Source organism: Micromonospora sp. LZ34, assembly GCF_052981855.1.
Window position 1 is genome coordinate 20,976 of sequence record NZ_JBRIQN010000001.1, and the last position, 19,168, is coordinate 40,143.

Genomic DNA, 19,168 nt, shown 5'->3' on the forward strand with positions numbered 1-19,168 from the left:
ACGGGAAAGCCGGCTGGTCACGAGAGTCGTGCTCGGGGGCCTGGTTTGGCCGATGGATGCTTACGAGGGCTCAGCGCATACCGTGTGCATCGCCAATCCTCGACGTACGGCAGATCCGGCTTCTGCCCGACAATCTCACCACCGTGCGCGGTAACCATGCCGGCCATGTGGCGGTCGGACACCACCGTCATTCTCATCGGCGCCGGGTAGCCGAGCAGTCGGCGCTGGCCCCAACTGATGAGCCGGTATGGCGCGAGCCGCCATACCATGCCTTTGACCGTCGGCATTGTCTTCGTCGGCACCTGAACGACAGCGACTCCGCCCGGTCGCAGTACGCGCAGGAATTCGATCAAGTAACGATCGATCGCCGCAGTGGGCAGGTGTTGCAGCACCAGTGCGCTGTAAACCAGGTCGAAGTGCCCGTCGGGGAATTGGCTCAGGTCGGCGGTGTCGTTGAGGAGGAACCGGCACTTCCCGCCGCTACGGTCCAACCGACGGGCAGCATCGAGCATGGGTGGGGCGATGTCCACGCCGATCACCTCATCGGCGTGGCTCGCCAAGGCCTGCGACAGCCGACCCACCCCGCAGCCGAAATCCAGCACTCGACCCCATCGGATGGGCAGGGCGAGTTGATCCAGCCAACAGACCGTTTCGTCGACATCGGCGCGCCCGGTGGACAGAAACTCCTCTATGTCCCAACTGCCTGCGCGCTTTCCAGGCAGCGACAACACCGCCCAGAGGGGGTCTTTCGTGCCCAGCGTGCTCCAGTCGCGCTGTAGCTCATCCAGTTCCACAGGTCACACACTAGGCCAGCCCCTCCCGGGGTCAACGGCTTCGTGCCCGCCCGCTCCGCACCGTCCGTACGGCCCCGCCGGGCGCTGACCGGCCCGCGAGGAGCGGCTCCGAGTCGGGTGCTTTACAGCCGTTACATTATTGTAATCTGTCGATATCATGGCCACGAAAGGTAGTGGCATCAGTATCTTATGTCCGCTTTGATGCCCTAATCGGGTCATGGCGCTCCGCTTCGGTCAACGGTCCGTCACACCGGCACATCAACCTGTCGCGCTCGTGTTACCGCCGGGTAGCGAGGGCCCTTGTGACCTACGCCGCCGTAGGTGCACCATCATCGGCACGCTCGTTACCCGCCGGTAGCCGAGCGGGGCCCGGTGCGGGGCCCCCTCACCTCCGCCGGCCGGCCACCGCCGCGACACCCCCCGAGGAGGAGCACGTGCAGGATCGGATCGAGAATCCGGGTCGTACCCGGTGGCGGCGCTTCGCCGCCATGATGGTGCCCGCGACGGCCGTCGCCGGCGCGATCGTCTTCGGCATGGCCAACGGGGCGATCGCCGCCTCGTTCGCCGTCTCCGGCCAGACGTTCAAGGTCTCCGCCTCGGAACTGCGCGGCGAGGGCTTCGTCCAGTACGGCGGCGTCGTCGAGGAGTCGGACGGCACCCGGCACCCGGTGGCCGTCTCCGGCATCCGCAACGCCAAGCTCTACGACCTCTGCCAGTCGGTGAAGGTGCCGGGCGCGCCGGTGGTGCTCACCATCAACGCAGGTGGCGGCGGCAAGCCCGCCGTGGCCAGCGGCCTGCTCATCGACATGGACTCGCTGCAGGGCGACGCCGAGTTCAAGAACATCAACATCGGGCAGGACGCCGCCACGCTCAAGGGCGGCCCGGAGGGCGCCAAGGGCGACAAGAAGGCGTTCGGGCAGCAGTCCGACACCATCGTCATCAAGGACCTGAAGCAGGTGGCCCGCTCCACCCACGCCGGCACCTTCACCCTCACCGGCCTCGACCTGCGGGTGAACGTCGGCGCGGACGCCAAGGAATGTTTCTGAGCTGACCCCGGGCCCGCGGCGGGCGTCCGCCGCGGGCCTGTTCTCGCCCCCGTCCCCTCAGTTCCGGCAGGAGGCGTACGTGACAACCGCCGAACCACAGCCCGCCCGGCCCGGCCGGCTCAGCGAGGCGTGGCGCCGGTTCCGCCGTTGGCGTCGGGCCCGGCCGTTCTGGGGCGGCCTGCTGACCGTGCTGGCCGGCCTGGAGATCTTCGGCACCACCCAGATGTCGCTGGGCGGTCTCTCCTTCCAGATGGGACCGACCGGCTTCCTCTCCTGGCTGATCCCCACCATCCTGGTGGCCTGCGGCCTGCTGATGTGGTTCAGCCCCCAGCAGCGGCTCTTCTACGCCGTCGTCGCCTCGGTGACCGCGGTCTTCTCGCTGATCGGGGTCAACCTCGGTGGCTTCTTCGTCGGCCTGCTGCTCGGCATGGTCGGCGCCGCGCTCGGTTTCGCCTGGGTCCCGGGCACCCGGCCGGCCGGCGACGGGTCGCCCACCCCGGCAGCGGAGCCGCCCGCGGACGAGCCGGTGGCCGCGGACGGCGGTGCGCTCGGGTCGACCCGGGTCGACGAGCCGGTGCCCGGCGACGCCGGTCCGCGGCCGGCCGCTCCGGCGTACGGCGAGGCCGGCCGGCCCGGCACGACCCGGCTGGCGGTGGACGACACCCCGACGCTGCCGGGGCAACGGGACCCGCTGCTGTACGCGGTGCTGCCGTTGCTGCTCGGGCTCTCCGCCGCGGTGGCGCTCACCGGGCCCGGTTCGGGGGCGGCACAGGCGGCCCCGCTCGCGGTGGCCGGCCCGGCGCCGGTGCAGGCGGCGCCCGGCTGCCCGACCCGGCCGGCGCCGAGCGGCACGTCGGGCGGGGCGAGACCGACCCCGAGCGCGCCGAGCGCGTCGCCCTCGCCCAGCCCGGAGGCGAGCTCGGGCGGCAACATCATCACCGACATCCTGGACGGGCTCGGTGACCTGTTCGGCCGCGGGGACGACGACGAGGCCGAGCCCGCCCCGAGCCCGACGCCGACCGGGACGCCCACCGCCCGGCCGAGCGCCACCCCCCGACCGACCGCTCCCGGCCGGGCCTGCGCGACGCCGAAGCCCGGCGCCACCGGCAAGGTCGAGGCGGGCAAGCCACTGCCGCGGATCGCGGCCGAGCCGGGGCAGCCGGTGGTGGCGGCGACGCCCTCGAAGCTGACCGGCTCCAAGGTGACGATGAGCGGCCTGCGCTTCGAGGGGATCGTCGACCTGCCGACCGACGACGGCACGCTCCGGGCGCTGAAGTTCAGCATGGACCGGGCCGTCACCGACGACTTCCTGCTCCGCTCGCCCGGCCCGGCCGGCCGGACCCTGCGCTTCGCCACCAACCAGCTGACCGTCCGCGGCGACGTCGCCTTCTACGCCACCCGCTTCGTCGGGCGGATCCTCGGCATCAAGGTCACGCTCACCCCGGACCTGCCGCTGCCGGACGGCATCCCGATCACGTCGCCGATCCCGATCACGTTCACCGAACCGGCGATGGACCTGGCCTTCGTCACCTGCGACACGCTGACCGCGCGGCCGACGCTGAAGCTCACCCTGGACTGAACTCCCCACCACCGGCTCGGGAGCCGGCGGCACCCGCTCGTGTGCCGCCGGCTCCCGGCCTCACAGCCGGGCGAGCGCCTTGCGCAGCGGGTCGAGCCCGAGCGCGCCGAGGTCGAGCGCCTGCCGGTGGAACTCCTTGAGGTCGAAGTCGGCGCCCTTGCGGGCCTTCGCCTCCTCCCGGGCCTGGAGCCAGATCCGCTCGCCCACCTTGTACGACGGGGCCTGCCCCGGCCAGCCCAGGTACCGGTTCAGCTCGAAGCGCAGGTTCTCGTCCGGCACCCGGCAGTGCGCCCGCATGAACTCCCAGCCCAGCTCCGGCGTCCAGCGCTCGCCGGGGTGGAAGCCGAACGGGTTGTCCCGCGGGATCTCCAGTTCCAGGTGCATGCCGATGTCGACGATCACCCGGGCCGCCCGCATCGCCTGCCCGTCGAGCATGCCGAGCTTGTCGCCCGGGTCCTCCAGGTAGCCCAGCTCGTCCATCAGCCGCTCGGAGTAGAGCGCCCACCCCTCGCCGTGCCCGGAGACCCAGCAGAGCAGCCGCTGCCACCGGTTGAGCAGGTCGGCCCGGACCGCGGTCTGGGCGACCTGGAGGTGATGGCCGGGCACGCCCTCGTGGTAGACCGTGGTCACCTCACGCCAGGTGGATAAGTCGGTGATGCCCTGCGGCACCGCCCACCACATCCGCCCCGGCCGGGAGAAGTCCTCGCTCGGCCCGGTGTAGTAGATGGCGCCGTCGCTGGTCGGGGCGAGGCAGCACTCGATCCGCCGAACCTGCTCCGGGATGTCGAAGTGGGTGCCGTGCAGCTCGCTGATCGCCTTGTCGGCGAGCGCCTGCATCCAGTCCCGGAACGCCTCCTTGCCCTTGATGGTGCGGGCCGGGTCGGCGTCCAGCGCCGCCACGGCATCGTCGATGCTGGCGCCGGGGCCGACGATGCGGGCCGCAACCGCCCGCATCTCCGCCTCCAGGCGGGCCAGCTCGGCGAAACCCCAGGCGTACGTCTCGTCCAGGTCCACCTTGGCGCCGAGGAAGTACTGCGAAGCCAGCTCGTAGCGTTCCCGCCCGGCGGCCTGCTTCTCCCGGCCGTGCGGGGCGAGTTCGGTACGGAGGAACTGACCGAACTCGGCGGTCGCCGCGGTGGCCGCCGCCGCGCCCCGCCGCAGTTCGGCGCCGACGCTGCCGTCGGCGCCCAGCCGCTCGACCAGGCCGTGGAAGAAGTTGTCGCCGTTCGGGTCGACCCAGGTGTCGCACTGCTTGGCCACCTCGATCAGCTGCACCTTGGAGCTGACCTGGCCGGCGCCGAGCGCCTCGCGCAGCGTGGTCTTGTAGCCCTCCAGCGCGGACGCGAAGCCGTTCAGCCGCGCCGCGATGTTGGCTCGGGCGTCCTCGCCGTCGGTCGGCATCAGGTCGAAGACCATCCGGATGTCGTGCAGCCCGCTGGCGATCACGTTGACCTCGCTGGTCGCCTCGCCCGCCTCGTACCGGGCGAGGTCGAGGCCGAGCCGCTCCTGCATAGCCTCCTTGGCGGTCCGCTCCGCCTCGGTGTCCGGCTCGGTGACGTCCAGGTCGGCCAGGGTCCGTCGGGTCAGCTCCGCCCGGGCGGCGTAGCCCTCGGGCGACAGGTCGTCGAGCTGGTCGTCGTAGCCGGCGATGCCGACGTAGGTGGCGCCGGTCGGGCTCAGCGGCGCCCACTCGGCCACGTACCGGTTCGCGAGGTCATCGATTCGTCCCACGGCCCCGACCCTACGTGACCGGACGGCCTCGCTGTCGAGCGTGTTACCCGTGTTCACGGCGGCGACTGGTCCGCGGTCGGCGCCTCCTCCGTGGGCGCGGGTATGTCGGCTCCGGCACGGTGGAGCTGAATGCGGCGAACAGATCCCTCCGCCCGCCCGGACACCGCGACCTGCCGCAGCGGGAGTCGATCCCCGAGCGGGGTGCCATGAGCCGGGGTGAATCGTCTGCGACATCAGCTCCACAGCGCCCGGGGACCAGTGGCTCGGCCGGGCGTCCGCCGGCGGGCGGCTGTGGTGGTCGACACGGCGTCCGAAAGTCGCGGGACATTGTCGTACCGCTGCGGCAGAGTGTCAGGGGTGACCACGGACTTCACTCCTGACAGGGCCGCGCTGCGCAGCTGGCTGCCCGGTTTCGTCGCCCTCGCCGCGATCTGGGGTTCCAGCTTCCTGTTCATCAAGGTCGGCGTCGAGGAGCTGCACCCGCTGCACCTCACCCTCTACCGGGTCGCGACCGGCGCGGTGACCCTGCTGGTGGTGCTGGCCGTGCTGCGCGACCGGCTGCCCCGCGAGCCCCGCGTGTGGGCCCACCTGGCGGTGGTCGCCGCGTTCGGTGTGGCCATCCCGTTCACCCTGTTCGGCTACGGCGAGCAGCGGGTCGAGTCGATGCTCGCCGGCATCTGGAACGCCACCACCCCGCTGATCGTGTTGCCGCTGGCGGTGCTGGTCTTCCGCACCGAGCGGCTGACCGCACGCCGGGCGGTCGGGCTCGCGCTCGGCTTCGTCGGCGTGCTGGTGGTGCTCGGCGTCTGGGAGGGCGTCGGCGGGGCGCACTTCACCGGGCAGCTGATGTGCTTGGGCGCCGCGGCCTGCTACGGCGTGGCCATCCCGTACCAGAAGAAGTTCGTCGCGGGCAGCTCGCACTCGGGCGTGTCGCTCTCCGCGGCCCAGCTGCTGCTCGCCGCGGCCCAGCTCGCGGTGGTCGCGCCGCTGGCCGCCGGCGCGCCGCCGGTGCCGACCGAGCTCTCCGTCGAGGTGGTGGCCAGCGTGCTGGCGCTCGGTGCGCTCGGCACCGGAATCGCCTTCGTGATCAACATGCGGAACATCCGGCTCGCCGGGGCGAGCACCGCCTCCACGGTCACCTACCTGATCCCGGTCTTCGCGGTGCTGATCGGCGCCCTGGTGCTCGACGAGCGGCTCACCTGGCACCAGCCGGTCGGCGCGCTGGTCGTGCTCCTCGGCGTCGCGGTGTCGCAGGGCATGGTCGGCCGGCGCCGCCCGGCCGTCCCGGTCGGCGTCGGCGCCCCGGCCGTGCCGGCCGCGGAGGCGGCCGCCGGTCGGTGAGCCCCCGGCAGCTCAGCGGGCCGGGCGGTCCTGGGCCCAGGCCACCAGTTCGTCGGCCGGCCAGGCGTTGACCACCCGGTCGGCGGCCACCCCGCAGCGGGCCGCCCGCTCGCAGCCGAACCGTTGCCAGTCCAGCTGGCCCGGGGCGTGCGCGTCGGTGTTGATGGCGAACAGGCAGCCGGCCTCCAGCGCCCGGCGGATCAGCCGCTTCGGTGGGTCCTGCCGCTCCGGCCGCGAGTTGATCTCGACGGCGACGCCGTGCTCGGCGCAGGCCGCGAAGACCGCGTCGGCGTCGAAGTCGCTCTCCTTCCGGGTCCGCGCCCGGTGCCCGCGGTCGCCCGGACCGGTCACCCCGGCCGGCCGCGACGACACCATCCGCCCCGTGCAGTGGCCGAGGATGTCCAGGTGCGGGTTGGCGACCGCGGCCAGCATCCGCCGGGTCATCTTGGACCGTTCGTCGCTCAGGCCGCTGTGCACCGAACCGACCACCACGTCGAGCCGGGCCAGCAGCTCCTCGTCCTGGTCGAGCGAGCCGTCGGCGAGGATGTCCACCTCGATCCCGGTGAGGATCCGGAAGCCCGCGGGCAGCGCCGCGTTGACCTGCTCGACGTGGTCGAGCTGGCGGCGCAGCCGGTCCGCGGTCAGCCCCCGGGCCACCTTCAGCCGGGGCGAGTGGTCGGTCAGCACCAGGTACTCGTGGCCCAGCTCGACGGCGGCGAGCGCCATCTCCTCGATCGGCGAGCCGCCGTCGGACCAGTCGGAGTGGGTGTGGCAGTCGCCGCGCAGCGCGGTGCGCAGGTCGGTAGCCGCCGCGTCCAGGTCGCTGCCCTCGGTGGCGACCAGCCGGCGCAGGTAGACCGGCTCCTCACCGGCGAGTGACTCGGCGACGCACCGGGCGGTCACGTCGCCGACCCCGGCCAGCTCGGTGAGTGTGCCCGCCCGGGCCCGCTCGGCCACCTCGGCGGCGGGCAGCGCGGACAGCGCCTTGGCCGCCGAGCGGAACGCGCGGACCCGGTAGGTGGCCTCGTTGGCCCGTTCCAGCAGGAACGCGATCCGGCGCAGGTCGGCGATGGGGTCGCGGGCGCTCATTCCCTGGAACCTACCCGGACGCCGCCGGTCGCGGGACGACCGGCGGCGCGGCGGGCGTGCTTCAGGAGTACGGCAGCCGGACGACGGACCGGTCGCCGATGCCGAGGGCGCTCGGGTTGGTGCCGATCGCCGACCAGACCTCGACCCGTACCCGGCCGTCGGCCAGGTTGCCCAGCGTGCCGCTGGCGGAGCGCAGGCCGGCCTGCTGGGTGTAGTGCTCGTAGCCGGGGACCGGATCGGTGGCGAAGTAGCGGTACGTCTCCACCCGTTCCCAGGAGCCGTCGCCGGTCAGGTCGTAGGAGACCCGGACCTGCACCCCGTTGCCCACCGCCGTGCCGGCGTCGAGGAACAGGTCGAAGCCGGTCTGCCCGCCGCCGTACGTCAGGTCCAGGCCGGTGGCGGTGAACACCTGCGGGTTGCTCGGCGTGCCGTCGTGGTTGGCGCCGTTGGCGCTGGCCACCGTGGCGGTCGCCGGGGTGCCGGCCGCCGCCAGGCCGCCGCCGGGGAGCAGGTACCGGACCGGCGAGTCCGGCGTGCCGGGCGGGGGCGTCGTCGGCGGCGGGGTGGTGGGTGGCGGCGTGGTCGGCGGTACGCCCCCGCCGGCGCTGCCACCGCTCCAGGTGTGCGCGCCGGTGGTGGCCGTCCGGCCGGGCGGCACGACCAGCGTGGTGCCGGTGGAGAAGGTCACCGTCAGCGGGGACGCGCTCGGGTTGGCCGCCACGTACGTCCGGGCGCCGTTGCGGTTGAAGACCGCGGCCAGCGGGTGGTCCGCCCGGACGCCGGTGTCGACGGTGCCGAGCGCGGCCAGGTTGCGGATCCAGTGGAACGTGTGCGCCCGGCTCTCGCCCTCCTCGGGGGTGTAGCCGGGGTTGGCCCGCAGGTTGGCCAGCGCGGCGTCGGGGTCGCCGAGCGCCTGGAACTGCCAGAGGATGTCCTGCCACACGCTCGGCGGACCGTTGTTGTTGCGGACCAGTTCGGCGTAGTTGGCCCGCACGTAGGCCGGGTGGTGGCCGAGGTAGAGGTGCCCGCCGGTGACCGGCAGCAGGTTGATGCCCTGGATCATCTCCGGTTCGGCGCTGAACCAGGTGGCGTACGCGCCGCCGTCGCCCCACACCATGCCGACGGTCGAGTGCCCGAACGCGGCCGGGAAGTTCTGGTCGCCGACGTCGAACCAGTACTCCTGGATCGCGGCGGCCTGGGTGGTCCAGAGGAAGATCCCGGCGTCCCGCACGGCCGGATCGCCGGTGACCTGGCCCCACTGGATCAGCGCGTTGGCGAAGTTCATCCCCTCGGACGACGACTCCTGGTTGTTGCCCGCGCCGAACGAGCCGTGCCCGGAGGCCCAGTCGTGGCCGGCGTAGATGTCGAAGTCGCGCAGGTACGGGAAGCGGGTGTCGGCGCGGTCGTAGTTGTCGGCGTCCCGGATGAGCAGGTCGACCATGCCGCCGTACTGGTCGTCGGCGGCCCAGCGCGGGTCGAACTTGGCCAGGGTGGCGGCGGCCGCGATGAAGTAGCCGTAGTGGAAGTGGTGGTCGTTGAGTTCCTGGTCGGAGCCGTACGAGGCGGGGTAGCCGATCAGCGTGCCCCAGTTCCGGTCGTAGTAGAAGACCCGCGCGGTCTTGCCGGCCGGCGCGGTGAACCAGTCGGTGAGCGTGCCGCGGATGGCGTTCAGCGCGGCGTCCCGGGTGGCGGTGTCGCCGACCAGGTCGGCCACCTCGGCGATCCGGGCGGCCCGGCCGAGTCCCTTGCCGGTCCAGTAGGTGTCGCCGCCGCGCTGGTCCATCGGGTTGCCCCGGACGGCGGCCAGGTGCGCGCGGAGCGTCTCCAGGTCGGCGCCGGCGCCGTCACCGACGGCCGGGAGTTCCGGCAGCACCCCGTGGAAGGTCATCGCGGTGCGGAACTCGCCGACGCCGCTGAGCACCTTCATCCGGCCGCGGGCGGACGGGTAGGTCTGCGTGATCGGGGTGGAGCCGGTCAGCGACTTCCACTGGTGCGGGTAGAGGCTCACCACGGTCCGGGTGGCGGTGCCCTCCCGGGGCGTGGTGGTGAACGCGTACGTGGTGGTCACCGTGCTGGTCGCCGGCGCGTAGGCGTACGACAGGCGGGTGCCGGTGACGTGGGCGTGGGCGTACGTGCCGAAGGTGGTGGCGAGCCCGGCCCGCTCCGCCGCGCCGGTCTGCGGCGTGGTGGGCAGCAGCGCCACCGAGAAGTAGCCGCGGCCGGCCAGCGTGGACGAGATGCGCCCGCCGGCGACCGTCCAGCTCGCGCCGGTCGGGGCGTAGCCGACGTAGTCGTGGCCGTTGACGGTGAAGCCGATGGTGCTCCCGCTGTTGGACCAGACCGTCGGGGTGCCGGTCGTGGTGAGCACCGCGTCCCCGCCGGTGGCCTGGAAGTACGCGAACGGCAGGCCGTGCCCGATGGTGGCCCGCAGGGTCCGGGCGCCGTCGCTCCAGTACGGGGTGACCGTCCAGTCGGACCAGCCGGCGACCCGGACCACCGGTGCCGCCAGCCCGGCCACCCCGACCCGGATGTCCTGCACGTACGGGTAGTGGAACTCGCCGACGCCGGTGGCGGTGCCGCTGATGGCCGGGGTGGAGTTGGCCGAGAAGCCGAGACCGTCGGTGAACGTGTCGTAGGACAGCGGGTGGGCGTGCAGCGGCTCGCTGAACGCGCAGTCGGTGCGCTTGAACAGCAGCGACGACCACCAGTCGTTGGTGGGGACGGCCCCGGCGGGCGCGTCGGCGGTGACGAACTGCCGGGGGTTGCCGGCGAGCTGGCCGCAGCCGGAGGGGAGCGGGCCGACCGGGGTGGTGGTGTAGCTGCCGGCGCCGACGGTGGCGGCCCGGGCGGGGGTGGTGGCGACGACGGCCAGGCCGCCGACGACGAGGGCCAGGGCGGTGGCGGCCGCCAGGGCCCAGGGACGGGGTGACGCAGGAGGTGTCACGGTGCCTCCCATCGCGCCGGGCGCCGGTCGGCCCGGGCCCGGTGCTGAGTCGGAATTGTGAAGAAAGTTGACTCAGAGAGCGCTCTCTTGACGCGGGACGTTAACCGAACGGCAAGACTTGCGTCAATGTTTCCGACCGGCGACGCGCGGATGCCGCCAATCACCGGCCCCCGAGCCGACCGGACCGTCCAGGGGTCAGCGGCTGGCGGGCGCCTTCGGGCAGCCGTGCCTGCGGTGCCACGCGGCGACCTCGGCGGCCGGTTCCCGGTTGCCGCCGCGCCGCCACGAGTCGAGGTAGCGCGCCGGCCAGACCACGCCCCGGCGGATCCACCAGCCGTCCCGCCCCGGGCACGGTGGCGAGATGCCGAAGTGCAGGTGGCAGACGTTGTTCGCGTTGCCGGTCCGGCCCACCTCGCCGAGCCGCTGTCCGGCGCGGACCCGCACCCCGGGGTCGATGCCCCCGGCCACCACGCGCAGGTGCGAGCCGTAGTACCGCACCCCGTCGTCGCCGAGCAGCGACACCGACAACCCGCCGTTGTACGGCCCGAGCGGCCCCCGCTTGTCGAACCGGTCCACCCGGCTGACCTCCAGGATCGTGCCGTCGGTGACCGCCACGACCGGTTCCCCGCAGTCGGCGAAGATGTCCGTGCCCGGGTACCCGGAGTGGGTCGGGTGGTAGGCGACGTTGCTCGCGCGTACCGGGAAGACGTGCCGCAGCCCGGTGCGGGTCGGCGCGGTCGACGGGCCGGCGGTGGTCGGGGCCGGGGTGGCCGGCGCGGCCGACGGCGCCGCCGGCTGCCCGCCGGTGGCCCCGTTCGCACCACCGGTGGGTGGGGTACCACCGGGCACCGGACGGCTGGTCGCGCAGCCGGCGGCCAATGCCGGCACGATCAGCAGCAGGACGGCGTACGCCCGGCGGCGCCCGATCGTCGACGAGGACATCCGGCCATCCTGGCAGAGTGGGTACGGTGAGGACGAACCGTCGCCGGGGAGGTACGTCGTGACGACTCCACCCGCCTACCCGCCCGGCCCGGACGCCGGGCCGCGCGCGCTGCCGCGTACCCCCTCGGGGCTCTTCCCGGCCGGGCCGCCGCCCCGGCCCACCTACCGCGAGCCGCACCCGGTCACCGGCGCGGGCGTCGCCGTCGGCGGCGCCGCGGCGATGCTCTGGCTGCTGCTCTTCGGGCTGCTCGGCCGGAGCGTCGCCGGGTACGCCTGGTGGACCCTGGTCGCCGGAGCGTTGGCCTGGCTGGCCGCCCTGGCCCTGGTCCGGTTCGGCGACCGGGGGGTGGCCGCCGGCGTCGCGATCGTCACCGCCGGCGGGTGGAGCATCGCCGCTGCCGTCGTGGCGGTGCGTTGGGCGGGCACCGGCAACTGGCCGCTCTGGTGAGCCCTCGTCGGCTGCGCTGCGTCGCGGGGTGGCTGCGCAGCGAATCCCGGCTTGACGTGGCCGCCGTCACTGGAGCACTCTCGGCGTTATGGCCTGGACCACTCCGCGGCTCGATCCCGACCGAAGCCGCCGCCGCCTGCAGATCCTTGCCGAGTTGGCGGGTGCCCGGGCGGTACGCCAGCGCGAGCGGCCGCAGCGGGCGCGCTCCGAGCAGCTCCGGCAGCTGATCGCCACCCGCCGGCGCATCGCCGGCTGATCCGGCGAGCCGAGTTTCCCAGGAATGACCGGCCCGTCGGGGCGTTGACCGGTCGCCTGCCGACCCGACCGGCTAACGTGCACGCGTAACGAGTCGGCGTGCTGTGCCGAGGCAACTTGGGGGAACGGTGTCGTACTTCGCTGCGGCCGTGGTGCGAGACGAGAGCGGCTGGACGGCCGCCGAGGTGAGCCTGCGTGGCGTCACGGACATCGACGAGGTCGCCGAACGACTGCGCGACGTCGATCCCGACGCCGACCTGTCGCTGCTCTTCGTCGAGGCGGACGACACCTACCTGGTGATCCTGCGCCTGGACGAGGGGGAGGACCTGCGGGTCTTCGGCTCCGACTCGGCGTACGCGGAGGAGTCGCGGCTGGGCGCCCTGCTGGTGGGTGATCTGAAGGCCTCGGTCACCGGGCTGGACGACACCGATGAGGTGCGGCCCGCCACCGGCGACGACTCCGAGCAGCCCGCGGTCGACCCGGAGGCCGACCCGGTGGGCGACGCGGACATCCTCGCCGACCTGGGCATCTCCGCGCAGAAGCTGCTCGCCCTCTGCGCGCACGAGGGGATGATGCCGGCCGACGTCACCGCCGAGGTGTGCCAGGTGCTCGGCTGCGCCGACGAGGTCGAGGAACTGCGTGAGGTCTGATCCGTCCGGGCCGTGGCCGGTGCCGGCGGGCGGCGGGGAGCCGATCCTGCCGCACGGCGGCGAGCCGGCCGACGTCACCGACCCCGCGCTGGAGACCGTACGCCCGGGGCAGCCGACGCCCGGCCGCGCCGGGCGGGTCGGGCCGGGCGTGGACGAGGGGCTGGCCGACCCGGACGGGGCCGGCCGGCGGCAGCGCCACGAGGTGTGGATGCGCCGGGCCCTGGAGGTGGCGGTGACCGGCCCCGCCTCCGCCGGCCCGGACGGCGACGGCGGTGCGGACGACATCCCGGTCGGCGCGGTGCTCTACGGGCCGGACGGGACCGAGCTGGCGATCGGGCGCAACGAACGGGAGCTGACCGGCGACCCGACCGGGCACGCCGAGGTGCTCGCGCTGCGCCGGGCCGCGCAGCGGCTGGGCCGGTGGCGGCTCGACGGCTGCACGCTGGTGGTCACCCTGGAACCGTGCACCATGTGCGCGGGCGCGCTGGTGCTGGCCCGGGTCGCCACGGTGGTCTTCGGCGCCTGGGAGCCGAAGACCGGGGCGGCCGGCTCGCTCTGGGACGTGCTGCGCGACCGCCGCCTCAACCACCGGCCGGAGGTCTACGGCGGGGTCTTGGAGACGGAGAGCGCCGCGCTGCTGCGCGCCTTCTTCCGCTGAGCGTCAGGCGGCCGGCGGGCGTCAGGCGGCCGGCAGCTCGACGGTGACCACCAGCCCGCCGCCGTCGCGGGGCCGGGCCGTCACCGTGCCGCCGTGCGCCCGGGCCACCGCCCGGACGATGGAGAGCCCCAGGCCGAACCCGCGCCCGCCGCCGACCCGTTCGCCGGAGAGCCGGCGGAACGGCTCGAAGATGGTCTCCACGTCGTAGCCGGGCACCACCGGGCCGGTGTTGCGTACGGTCAGCGTCGCCCGGCCGGCCACCAGCCCGGTGCTGATCCCGACCGACCCGCCGGACGGCAGGTTGTGCCGCAGCGCGTTCTCCACCAGGTTGGTGGTGAGCCGCTCCAGCAGCACCGGATCGCCGGTCACCGGCGCGGCCGCCAGCTCCCGGGTCACCGCCGGCCCGTCGGCCGCCCGCGCCGCCTGGTCGACGACGTGCGCGGCCACCTCGGCCAGATCCACCCGGGACCGGGCGGCCAGCTCGTTCTCCGAGTCGGCCAGGGTGAGCAGCCCGTCGATCAGCCGCTCGTGCCGCTCGTTCACCGCGAGCAGCGACTCGCCCAGCCGGCGGACGTCCTCGGACGCGCCGGGCCGGGTGACGGCCAGCTCGATCAGCGAGCGGTTGAGCGCCAGCGGCGTACGCAGCTCGTGCGAGGCGTTCGCGACGAACCGGCGCTGCCCGTCGAACGAGCGGTCCAGCCGCTCCACCATCTCGTCGAAGGTGTCGGCCAGCTCGCGGACCTCGTCCCGGGGGCCGGAGAGCGAGATGCGTTCGTGCAGCCCACGTCCGGCCACGTCGGCGCCGGCGATCCGGCGGGCGGTCCCGGTGATCTGGTGCAGCGGTTGCAGCGCCCGGCCGGCGACCAGCCAGCCGAACGCGATGGCCACCGCGGAGACCAGGACCAGCGCGATGCCGCCCTGGGTGAGCAGCGAGTACAGGGTCTGCTCCCGGGCGTCGTCCTGGGCCTTGTTGACCAGCACCCGCAGCTGTTCGGCCTGCACGCCGTTGAGCTTGGTCTCCATTCCCTGGACCACCGGCTTGACGTCGCGCAGCGCCACCCCGAAGGGCTGCGCCGTGCGCTGCTCGACCAGCACGTAGGTGACCGCGAGCAGGACCAGCCCGGCGGCCAGGAACAGGCCGCCGTAGATCAGGGTCAGCCGGGCCCGCAGCGAGAGGCGCTTCACGGGATCCGGTATCCCACACCGGGCACGGTCTCGACCACCGGCGGGTCCCCCAGCTTGCGGCGCAGCTTCATCACGGTGACCCGGACCACGTTGGTGAACGGGTCGATGTGCTCGTCCCAGGCCCGCTCCAGCAGCTCCTCGGCGGAGACCACCGCGCCGTCGGCGCGCAGCAGCTCGACCAGCACGGCGAACTCCTTGCGGGACAGCGGCACGTACCGGCCGTCCCGGTGCACCTCCCGACGGCCCGGGTCGAGCACGATGCCGGCCCGGGCCAGCGTGGGTGGCGCGGCCCGGCGGGACCGCCGGCTCAGCGCGTGCACCCGGGCGGAGAGTTCGACCAGGGCGAACGGCTTGGTCAGGTAGTCGTCGGCGCCGAGCGCCAGGCCGGCCACCCGCTCCCGAACGGCCGCCGCCGCGGTGAGCATCAGCACCCGGGTCTCCCCGCCGCTGTCGACGATCGCCCGGCACACCTCGTCGCCGTGCACCACCGGCAGGTCCCGGTCGAGGACGACCACGTCGTAGTCGTTCACGCCGAGCCGTTCCAGCGCCGCGTCGCCGTCGTACGCGACGTCCACCGCGAACGCCTCCCGGCGCAGCCACTCGGCGATGCTCTCCGCGAGCAGGCTCTCGTCCTCCACCACCAGCACCCTCACCCGCCAATGGTGCCCCGCCCCCGGATAACGCCGCCGTTAACGCCGACGGTTACGCCCGGGATACGCCCCTTGTCGTCGACTGACCGGGACGCCCGGCGGACCGCCGGGCCGATCGGGGGATGCCCGGCGGCTTCCGTCGGGCCCATCGGGAAACGCCCGGCGGCTCTCGCCGGGCCCGGAGAGGAAGCGTGTCATGCGACGAGGACTACTCGCGGTGCCGCTGCTGCTCGCCCTGGCCGTCGCCGGCTGCGGCGGGTCGGGCGACGAGCCGGCGGTGGCGACGGCGGGCGGGGCCGGTGGTGCCGAACCGGTGCCGGCCTCCGCCGCCGCCCAGCTCAGCGACGAGGAACGGCAGCTGAAGTTCACCGAGTGCATGCGGGAGAACGGGGTCGAGGTGCCGGACCCGGAGCCGGGCGGCGGCCGGCTGTTCCGGTTCGACGGGAAGACCGACCCGGCGAAGGTGCAGGCGGCCATGGAGAAGTGCCGCCAGCACCTGCCCAACGGTGGGGAGAAGCGGAAGCTCGACCCGGAACAGGTGGAACGGCTGCGCAAGTTCGCCGCCTGCATGCGGGAGAACGGCGTGCCCGAGTTCCCGGACCCGTCCGCCGAGGGCGGCATCCAGTTGCGGCTCGACGTGGTGAACGTCAAGGACCCGAAGGTGAAGGCCGCGATGGAGAAGTGCCGGCAGTACGCGCCGAAGATCGCCGGAGCCGCGCGGTGAGCGCTCGCCGGTTCCGGACGGTCGCGGTGGCCGCCGCCGTCGTGGTCGCGGCCGGCGCCGGGGTCGCCGCCGCGATCGGCTTCGGCGGGACCGACCGGAGCACCGCCGCCGCCGACACCGCCCCGCCGGCCACCGCCACGGTGACCCGCCAGACGCTGACCGACGCCCAGACGGTCGACGGCGAGCTGGGGTACGGCACCACCCGCACCGCCACCGCCCGGCTCGCCGGGACGATCACCGCGCTGCCGGACACCGGTGCGACGGTGAAGCGGGGTGGGCGGCTCTACGCCGTGGACAACGACCCGGTGGTGCTGCTCTACGGGTCGCTGCCCGCGTACCGGGTGCTCCAGCCGGGCGTGGAGGGGGCGGACGTCGAGCAGTTCGAGCGGAACCTGCGGGCGCTCGGCCACGACGGGTTCACGGTCGACGACGAGTACACCGGCAGCACCGCCGACGCGGTCCGACAGTGGCAGGAGGACCTGGGGCTGGCCGAGACCGGCCGGGTCGAGCCGGGCCGGATCGTCTATGCCGCCGGCGCGGTCCGGGTGGAGAGCCACCAGGCGGCCCCCGGGGACGCGGCGCAGCCGGGCCAGGGGGTGCTGACCTACACCGGCACCAACCGGCTGGTCACGGTGGAGCTGGAGGTCGACGACCAGCGGCTGGCGAAGAAGGGCGGCGCGGTCTCCGTCAGCCTGCCCGACGGTGCGCCGGTCACCGGGAAGGTCGAGACGGTGCAGACCGTGATCGACGCCGGCACCGGTGGCGCCGCCGGGCAGTCCACCGAGGCGGAGACGAAGATCGAGGTCACCGTGTCGGTGGCCGACCCGGCGAAGCTGGCCGGCTACGACCAGGCGTCGGTGGAGGTCACCTTCACCGCCGCCGAGCGCCCCGACGTGCTCACCGTGCCGGTGGCGGCGCTGCTCGCGCTCGCCGAGGGCGGCTACGGGGTGGAGGTGGTCGACGACGGGCGGAGCCGGATCGTGGCGGTCACCACCGGGCTCTTCGCCGCGGGCCGGGTCGAGATCAGCGGCCCGGACGTGGCCGAGGGGATGACCGTGGGGATGCCGGCATGACCGCGGACGCCGTCGTGCTGGACGGGGTGAGCCGGACCTATCCGGGCGGGGTCACCGCGCTGCGCGAGGTGTCGCTGCGGATCCGCCACGGCGAGCTGCTGGCGATCGTCGGCCCGTCCGGTTCGGGCAAGTCCACCATGCTGCACCTGATCGGCACGCTGGACCGCCCGTCCGCCGGCCGGGTCCGGATCGACGGGTACGACGTGGCGGCCCTGCCGGACCGCCAGTTGGCCGCGCTGCGGGCCCGCCGGATCGGCTTCGTCTTCCAGCAGTTCCACCTCGCCGTCGGCACGTCGGTGCTGGACAACGTCGCGGACGGGCTGCTCTACGCCGGCGTACCCCGACGGGAGCGGCGGCGGCGCGCGGAGGTCGCGCTCAACCGGGTCGGGTTGGGACACCGGCTGACCCACCGGCCGCACGAGCTCTCCGGCGGCGAGCGGCAGCGGGTCGCGGTGGCCCGGGCGGTGGTCGGCGAGCCGGCGGTGCTGCTCGCCGACGAGCCGACCGGCAACCTCGACTCGGTGGCCGGCGCCGGGGTGCTGGCGCTGCTGCGCGAACTGCACGCGGCGGGGACCACGGTCGTGGTGATCACGCACGACCGGGAGATCGCCGACGGGCTGCCCCGGCAGGTGCGGATGCGGGACGGCCGGGTGGTCGCCGACTCGGCGGCACCGGTCTTCGAGGGGGTGCGCTGATGGCCGTGGACACCCGGCGGGACCGGGGTGGGCTGACGGTGGTGGACAACCGGCCCCGGCTGGTGCCGGCCCGGCTGGGGCCCGCCGACGTGCTCCGGGTCGGTGGGGTGGGGCTGCGCACCCGGCCGCTGCGCGCGTTCCTCTCCGCCCTGGGCATCGCGATCGGCATCGCGGCGATGGTGGCGGTGGTCGGCATCTCCTCGTCGTCCCGCGCCGACCTGGACCGCACCCTGGACCGGCTCGGCACCAACCTGCTCACCGTGGCCCCGGGCAACACCCTCTTCGGCGACCAGGCCCGGCTCCCGGTGGAGTCGGTCGCCATGATCCGCCGGATCGGCCCGGTGACCGGGGTCGCGGCCACCGGGCAGGTGCCGGACACCCCGGTCTACCGCTCCGACCGCATCCCGGCGGGGGAGACGGGCGGCATCGCCACCCGGGCCGCGCAGCTCGGGCTGCTCGACACCGTCGGCGCGACGGTACGCAGCGGCACCTGGCTGAACGGGGCCACCGAGCGGTACCCGGCCGTGGTGCTCGGCGACGCCGCCGCCCGGCGGCTCGGCCTCGGCGCGGCCGGCCCGGACGTGCAGGTGCACCTCGGCGGGCGGTGGTTCACCGTGGTCGGCATCCTGGCGCCGGCCCCGCTCGCCCCGGAGCTGGACAGCTCGGCGCTGGTCGGCTGGCCGGCCGCGGAGACGTACCTGGGCTTCGACGGGCACCCGACGACCGTCTACACCCGGTCCCGGGAGGCGTCGGTGGAGGCGGTCCGGTCGGTGCTCGGCGCGACCGCGAACCCGGAAGCGCCGAACGAGGTGGAGGTGTCCCGGCCGTCGGACGCGCTGGCGGCCGCGGAGGCCACCGACGAGGCGTTCACCGGGCTGCTGCTCGGTCTCGGCGCGGTGGCGTTGCTGGTCGGTGGCGTCGGGGTGGCGAACACCATGGTCATCTCGGTGCTGGAGCGGCGGGCCGAGATCGGCCTGCGCCGCTCGCTGGGCGCCACCCGGGGGCAGGTCCGCACCCAGTTCCTGGCCGAGTCGCTGCTGCTCTCCGCGCTCGGCGGGGCGGGCGGGGTGCTGCTCGGCATCCTGGTCACCACCGGCTACGCGTTCTCCCAGGGGTGGCCGACCGTGGTCCCGGCCTGGGCGATGGTCGGCGGCGTGGCGGCGACCCTGGTGATCGGCGGCTGCGCCGGCCTCTACCCGGCCGTCCGCGCCGCCCGGCTCGCCCCCACCGAGGCGCTCGCCTGACCACGTCCCCACCTGCCGGGGCTTCGGGTGCATCTGTTGTCGTTCCAGCGACAACAGATGCACCCGTACGGCTGGCGGGTAGGCGCGGTGGCCCGCCGGCGCGGTCGCCGGGCCACCGGG

The 19,168-nt window shown here is 74.0% G+C and carries 18 protein-coding genes; 11 read left to right on the top strand and 7 right to left on the bottom strand.

Annotated features, from left to right (window positions below; genetic code table 11):
• Positions 1–17: 17 nt before the first annotated feature.
• Positions 18–794, bottom strand: a complete 777-nt coding sequence (locus tag ACVCAH_RS00080; protein WP_447133949.1) for a class I SAM-dependent methyltransferase — start codon at positions 792–794, stop codon at positions 18–20.
• A gap of 434 nt (positions 795–1,228) precedes the next feature.
• Here ACVCAH_RS00080 and ACVCAH_RS00085 point away from each other — a divergent pair, with 434 nt between their 5' ends.
• Positions 1,229–1,840, top strand: coding sequence for a DUF6230 family protein (locus tag ACVCAH_RS00085; protein ID WP_447133950.1), 612 nt, complete (start codon positions 1,229–1,231; stop codon positions 1,838–1,840).
• Between the two features lie 79 nt (positions 1,841–1,919).
• Entirely contained in the window at positions 1,920–3,419 is a 1,500-nt protein-coding gene (locus tag ACVCAH_RS00090) for a DUF6114 domain-containing protein (protein ID WP_447133951.1), read from the top strand.
• A 60-nt stretch (positions 3,420–3,479) separates the two neighbouring features.
• Here ACVCAH_RS00090 and ACVCAH_RS00095 read toward each other — a convergent pair whose 3' ends face one another.
• Positions 3,480–5,150 carry a DUF885 domain-containing protein gene (locus ACVCAH_RS00095; protein WP_447133952.1) on the bottom strand — a complete coding sequence of 557 codons (1,671 nt, stop codon included), beginning with the start codon at positions 5,148–5,150 and terminating at the stop codon, positions 3,480–3,482.
• A 357-nt stretch (positions 5,151–5,507) separates the two neighbouring features.
• Between ACVCAH_RS00095 and ACVCAH_RS00100 the strand changes: the two genes are divergently transcribed.
• Positions 5,508–6,491, top strand: a complete 984-nt coding sequence (locus ACVCAH_RS00100) for a DMT family transporter (RefSeq protein WP_447133953.1) — start codon at positions 5,508–5,510, stop codon at positions 6,489–6,491.
• Between the two features lie 12 nt (positions 6,492–6,503).
• On the opposite strand, the gene ACVCAH_RS00105 is transcribed toward ACVCAH_RS00100, so the two are convergent.
• The 3 genes from ACVCAH_RS00105 to ACVCAH_RS00115 all read right to left on the bottom strand — a co-directional run bounded on the left by ACVCAH_RS00105 (position 6,504) and on the right by ACVCAH_RS00115 (position 11,466).
• Entirely contained in the window at positions 6,504–7,580 is a 1,077-nt protein-coding gene (locus ACVCAH_RS00105; protein ID WP_447133954.1) for a PHP domain-containing protein, read from the bottom strand.
• A gap of 61 nt (positions 7,581–7,641) precedes the next feature.
• A complete protein-coding gene (locus tag ACVCAH_RS00110) occupies positions 7,642–10,536 on the bottom strand; it encodes a glycosyl hydrolase (protein ID WP_447133955.1) in 2,895 nt (964 codons plus the stop codon).
• 183 nt (positions 10,537–10,719) lie between these two features.
• Positions 10,720–11,466 (bottom strand): M23 family metallopeptidase, encoded by a 747-nt coding sequence (locus ACVCAH_RS00115; protein ID WP_447133956.1) that lies wholly within the window; start codon positions 11,464–11,466, stop codon positions 10,720–10,722.
• A gap of 58 nt (positions 11,467–11,524) precedes the next feature.
• Here ACVCAH_RS00115 and ACVCAH_RS00120 point away from each other — a divergent pair, with 58 nt between their 5' ends.
• From ACVCAH_RS00120 to ACVCAH_RS00135, 4 genes are all read left to right on the top strand, one after another.
• Positions 11,525–11,914: a hypothetical protein gene (locus ACVCAH_RS00120; RefSeq protein WP_447133957.1), complete on the top strand. Its 390-nt coding sequence runs from the start codon at positions 11,525–11,527 to the stop codon at positions 11,912–11,914.
• 88 nt (positions 11,915–12,002) lie between these two features.
• Positions 12,003–12,170 (top strand): hypothetical protein, encoded by a 168-nt coding sequence (locus ACVCAH_RS00125; RefSeq protein WP_447133958.1) that lies wholly within the window; start codon positions 12,003–12,005, stop codon positions 12,168–12,170.
• Positions 12,171–12,297: 127 nt separating this feature from the next.
• A complete protein-coding gene (locus tag ACVCAH_RS00130) occupies positions 12,298–12,819 on the top strand; it encodes a tRNA adenosine deaminase-associated protein (RefSeq protein WP_447133959.1) in 522 nt (173 codons plus the stop codon).
• Positions 12,820–12,967: 148 nt separating this feature from the next.
• Positions 12,968–13,477: a nucleoside deaminase gene (locus ACVCAH_RS00135; protein WP_447134343.1), complete on the top strand. Its 510-nt coding sequence runs from the start codon at positions 12,968–12,970 to the stop codon at positions 13,475–13,477.
• Positions 13,478–13,498: 21 nt separating this feature from the next.
• On the opposite strand, the gene ACVCAH_RS00140 is transcribed toward ACVCAH_RS00135, so the two are convergent.
• The gene (locus ACVCAH_RS00140; protein WP_447133960.1) at positions 13,499–14,662 is read right to left on the bottom strand and encodes a sensor histidine kinase; all 1,164 of its coding nucleotides are present in this window, start codon (positions 14,660–14,662) and stop codon (positions 13,499–13,501) included.
• On the bottom strand, positions 14,659–15,315 hold the full coding sequence (locus ACVCAH_RS00145) for a response regulator transcription factor (RefSeq protein ID WP_447133961.1): 657 nt from the start codon (positions 15,313–15,315) through the stop codon (positions 14,659–14,661). Before ACVCAH_RS00145 ends, ACVCAH_RS00140 begins: the two co-directional genes overlap by 4 nt.
• A gap of 193 nt (positions 15,316–15,508) precedes the next feature.
• Here ACVCAH_RS00145 and ACVCAH_RS00150 point away from each other — a divergent pair, with 193 nt between their 5' ends.
• Genes ACVCAH_RS00150 through ACVCAH_RS00165 form a run of 4 tightly spaced genes read left to right on the top strand, consistent with a single transcriptional unit; the run spans position 15,509 to position 19,048 of the window.
• Positions 15,509–16,036 carry a hypothetical protein gene (locus ACVCAH_RS00150; protein WP_447133962.1) on the top strand — a complete coding sequence of 176 codons (528 nt, stop codon included), beginning with the start codon at positions 15,509–15,511 and terminating at the stop codon, positions 16,034–16,036.
• Positions 16,033–17,109, top strand: coding sequence for an efflux RND transporter periplasmic adaptor subunit (locus ACVCAH_RS00155; protein ID WP_447133963.1), 1,077 nt, complete (start codon positions 16,033–16,035; stop codon positions 17,107–17,109). The genes ACVCAH_RS00150 and ACVCAH_RS00155 overlap by 4 nt, the downstream gene beginning before the upstream one ends.
• Positions 17,106–17,804: an ABC transporter ATP-binding protein gene (locus ACVCAH_RS00160; protein ID WP_447133964.1), complete on the top strand. Its 699-nt coding sequence runs from the start codon at positions 17,106–17,108 to the stop codon at positions 17,802–17,804. The genes ACVCAH_RS00155 and ACVCAH_RS00160 overlap by 4 nt, the downstream gene beginning before the upstream one ends.
• On the top strand, positions 17,804–19,048 hold the full coding sequence (locus ACVCAH_RS00165) for an ABC transporter permease (protein WP_447133965.1): 1,245 nt from the start codon (positions 17,804–17,806) through the stop codon (positions 19,046–19,048). The genes ACVCAH_RS00160 and ACVCAH_RS00165 overlap by 1 nt, the downstream gene beginning before the upstream one ends.
• Positions 19,049–19,168 lie beyond the last annotated feature (120 nt).

Bases quoted from the DNA above. Each gene is read 5' to 3' on its own strand.
- ACVCAH_RS00125 (WP_447133958.1), top strand. From the start codon at position 12,003: ATGGCCTGGACCACTCCGCGGCTCGATCCCGACCGAAGCCGCCGCCGC.
- ACVCAH_RS00110 (WP_447133955.1), bottom strand. From the start codon at position 10,536: ATGGGAGGCACCGTGACACCTCCTGCGTCACCCCGTCCCTGGGCCCTG.
- ACVCAH_RS00105 (WP_447133954.1), bottom strand. From the start codon at position 7,580: ATGAGCGCCCGCGACCCCATCGCCGACCTGCGCCGGATCGCGTTCCTG.
- ACVCAH_RS00165 (WP_447133965.1), top strand. From the start codon at position 17,804: ATGGCCGTGGACACCCGGCGGGACCGGGGTGGGCTGACGGTGGTGGAC.
- ACVCAH_RS00150 (WP_447133962.1), top strand. From the start codon at position 15,509: ATGCGACGAGGACTACTCGCGGTGCCGCTGCTGCTCGCCCTGGCCGTC.
- ACVCAH_RS00160 (WP_447133964.1), top strand. From the start codon at position 17,106: ATGACCGCGGACGCCGTCGTGCTGGACGGGGTGAGCCGGACCTATCCG.
- ACVCAH_RS00115 (WP_447133956.1), bottom strand. From the start codon at position 11,466: ATGTCCTCGTCGACGATCGGGCGCCGCCGGGCGTACGCCGTCCTGCTG.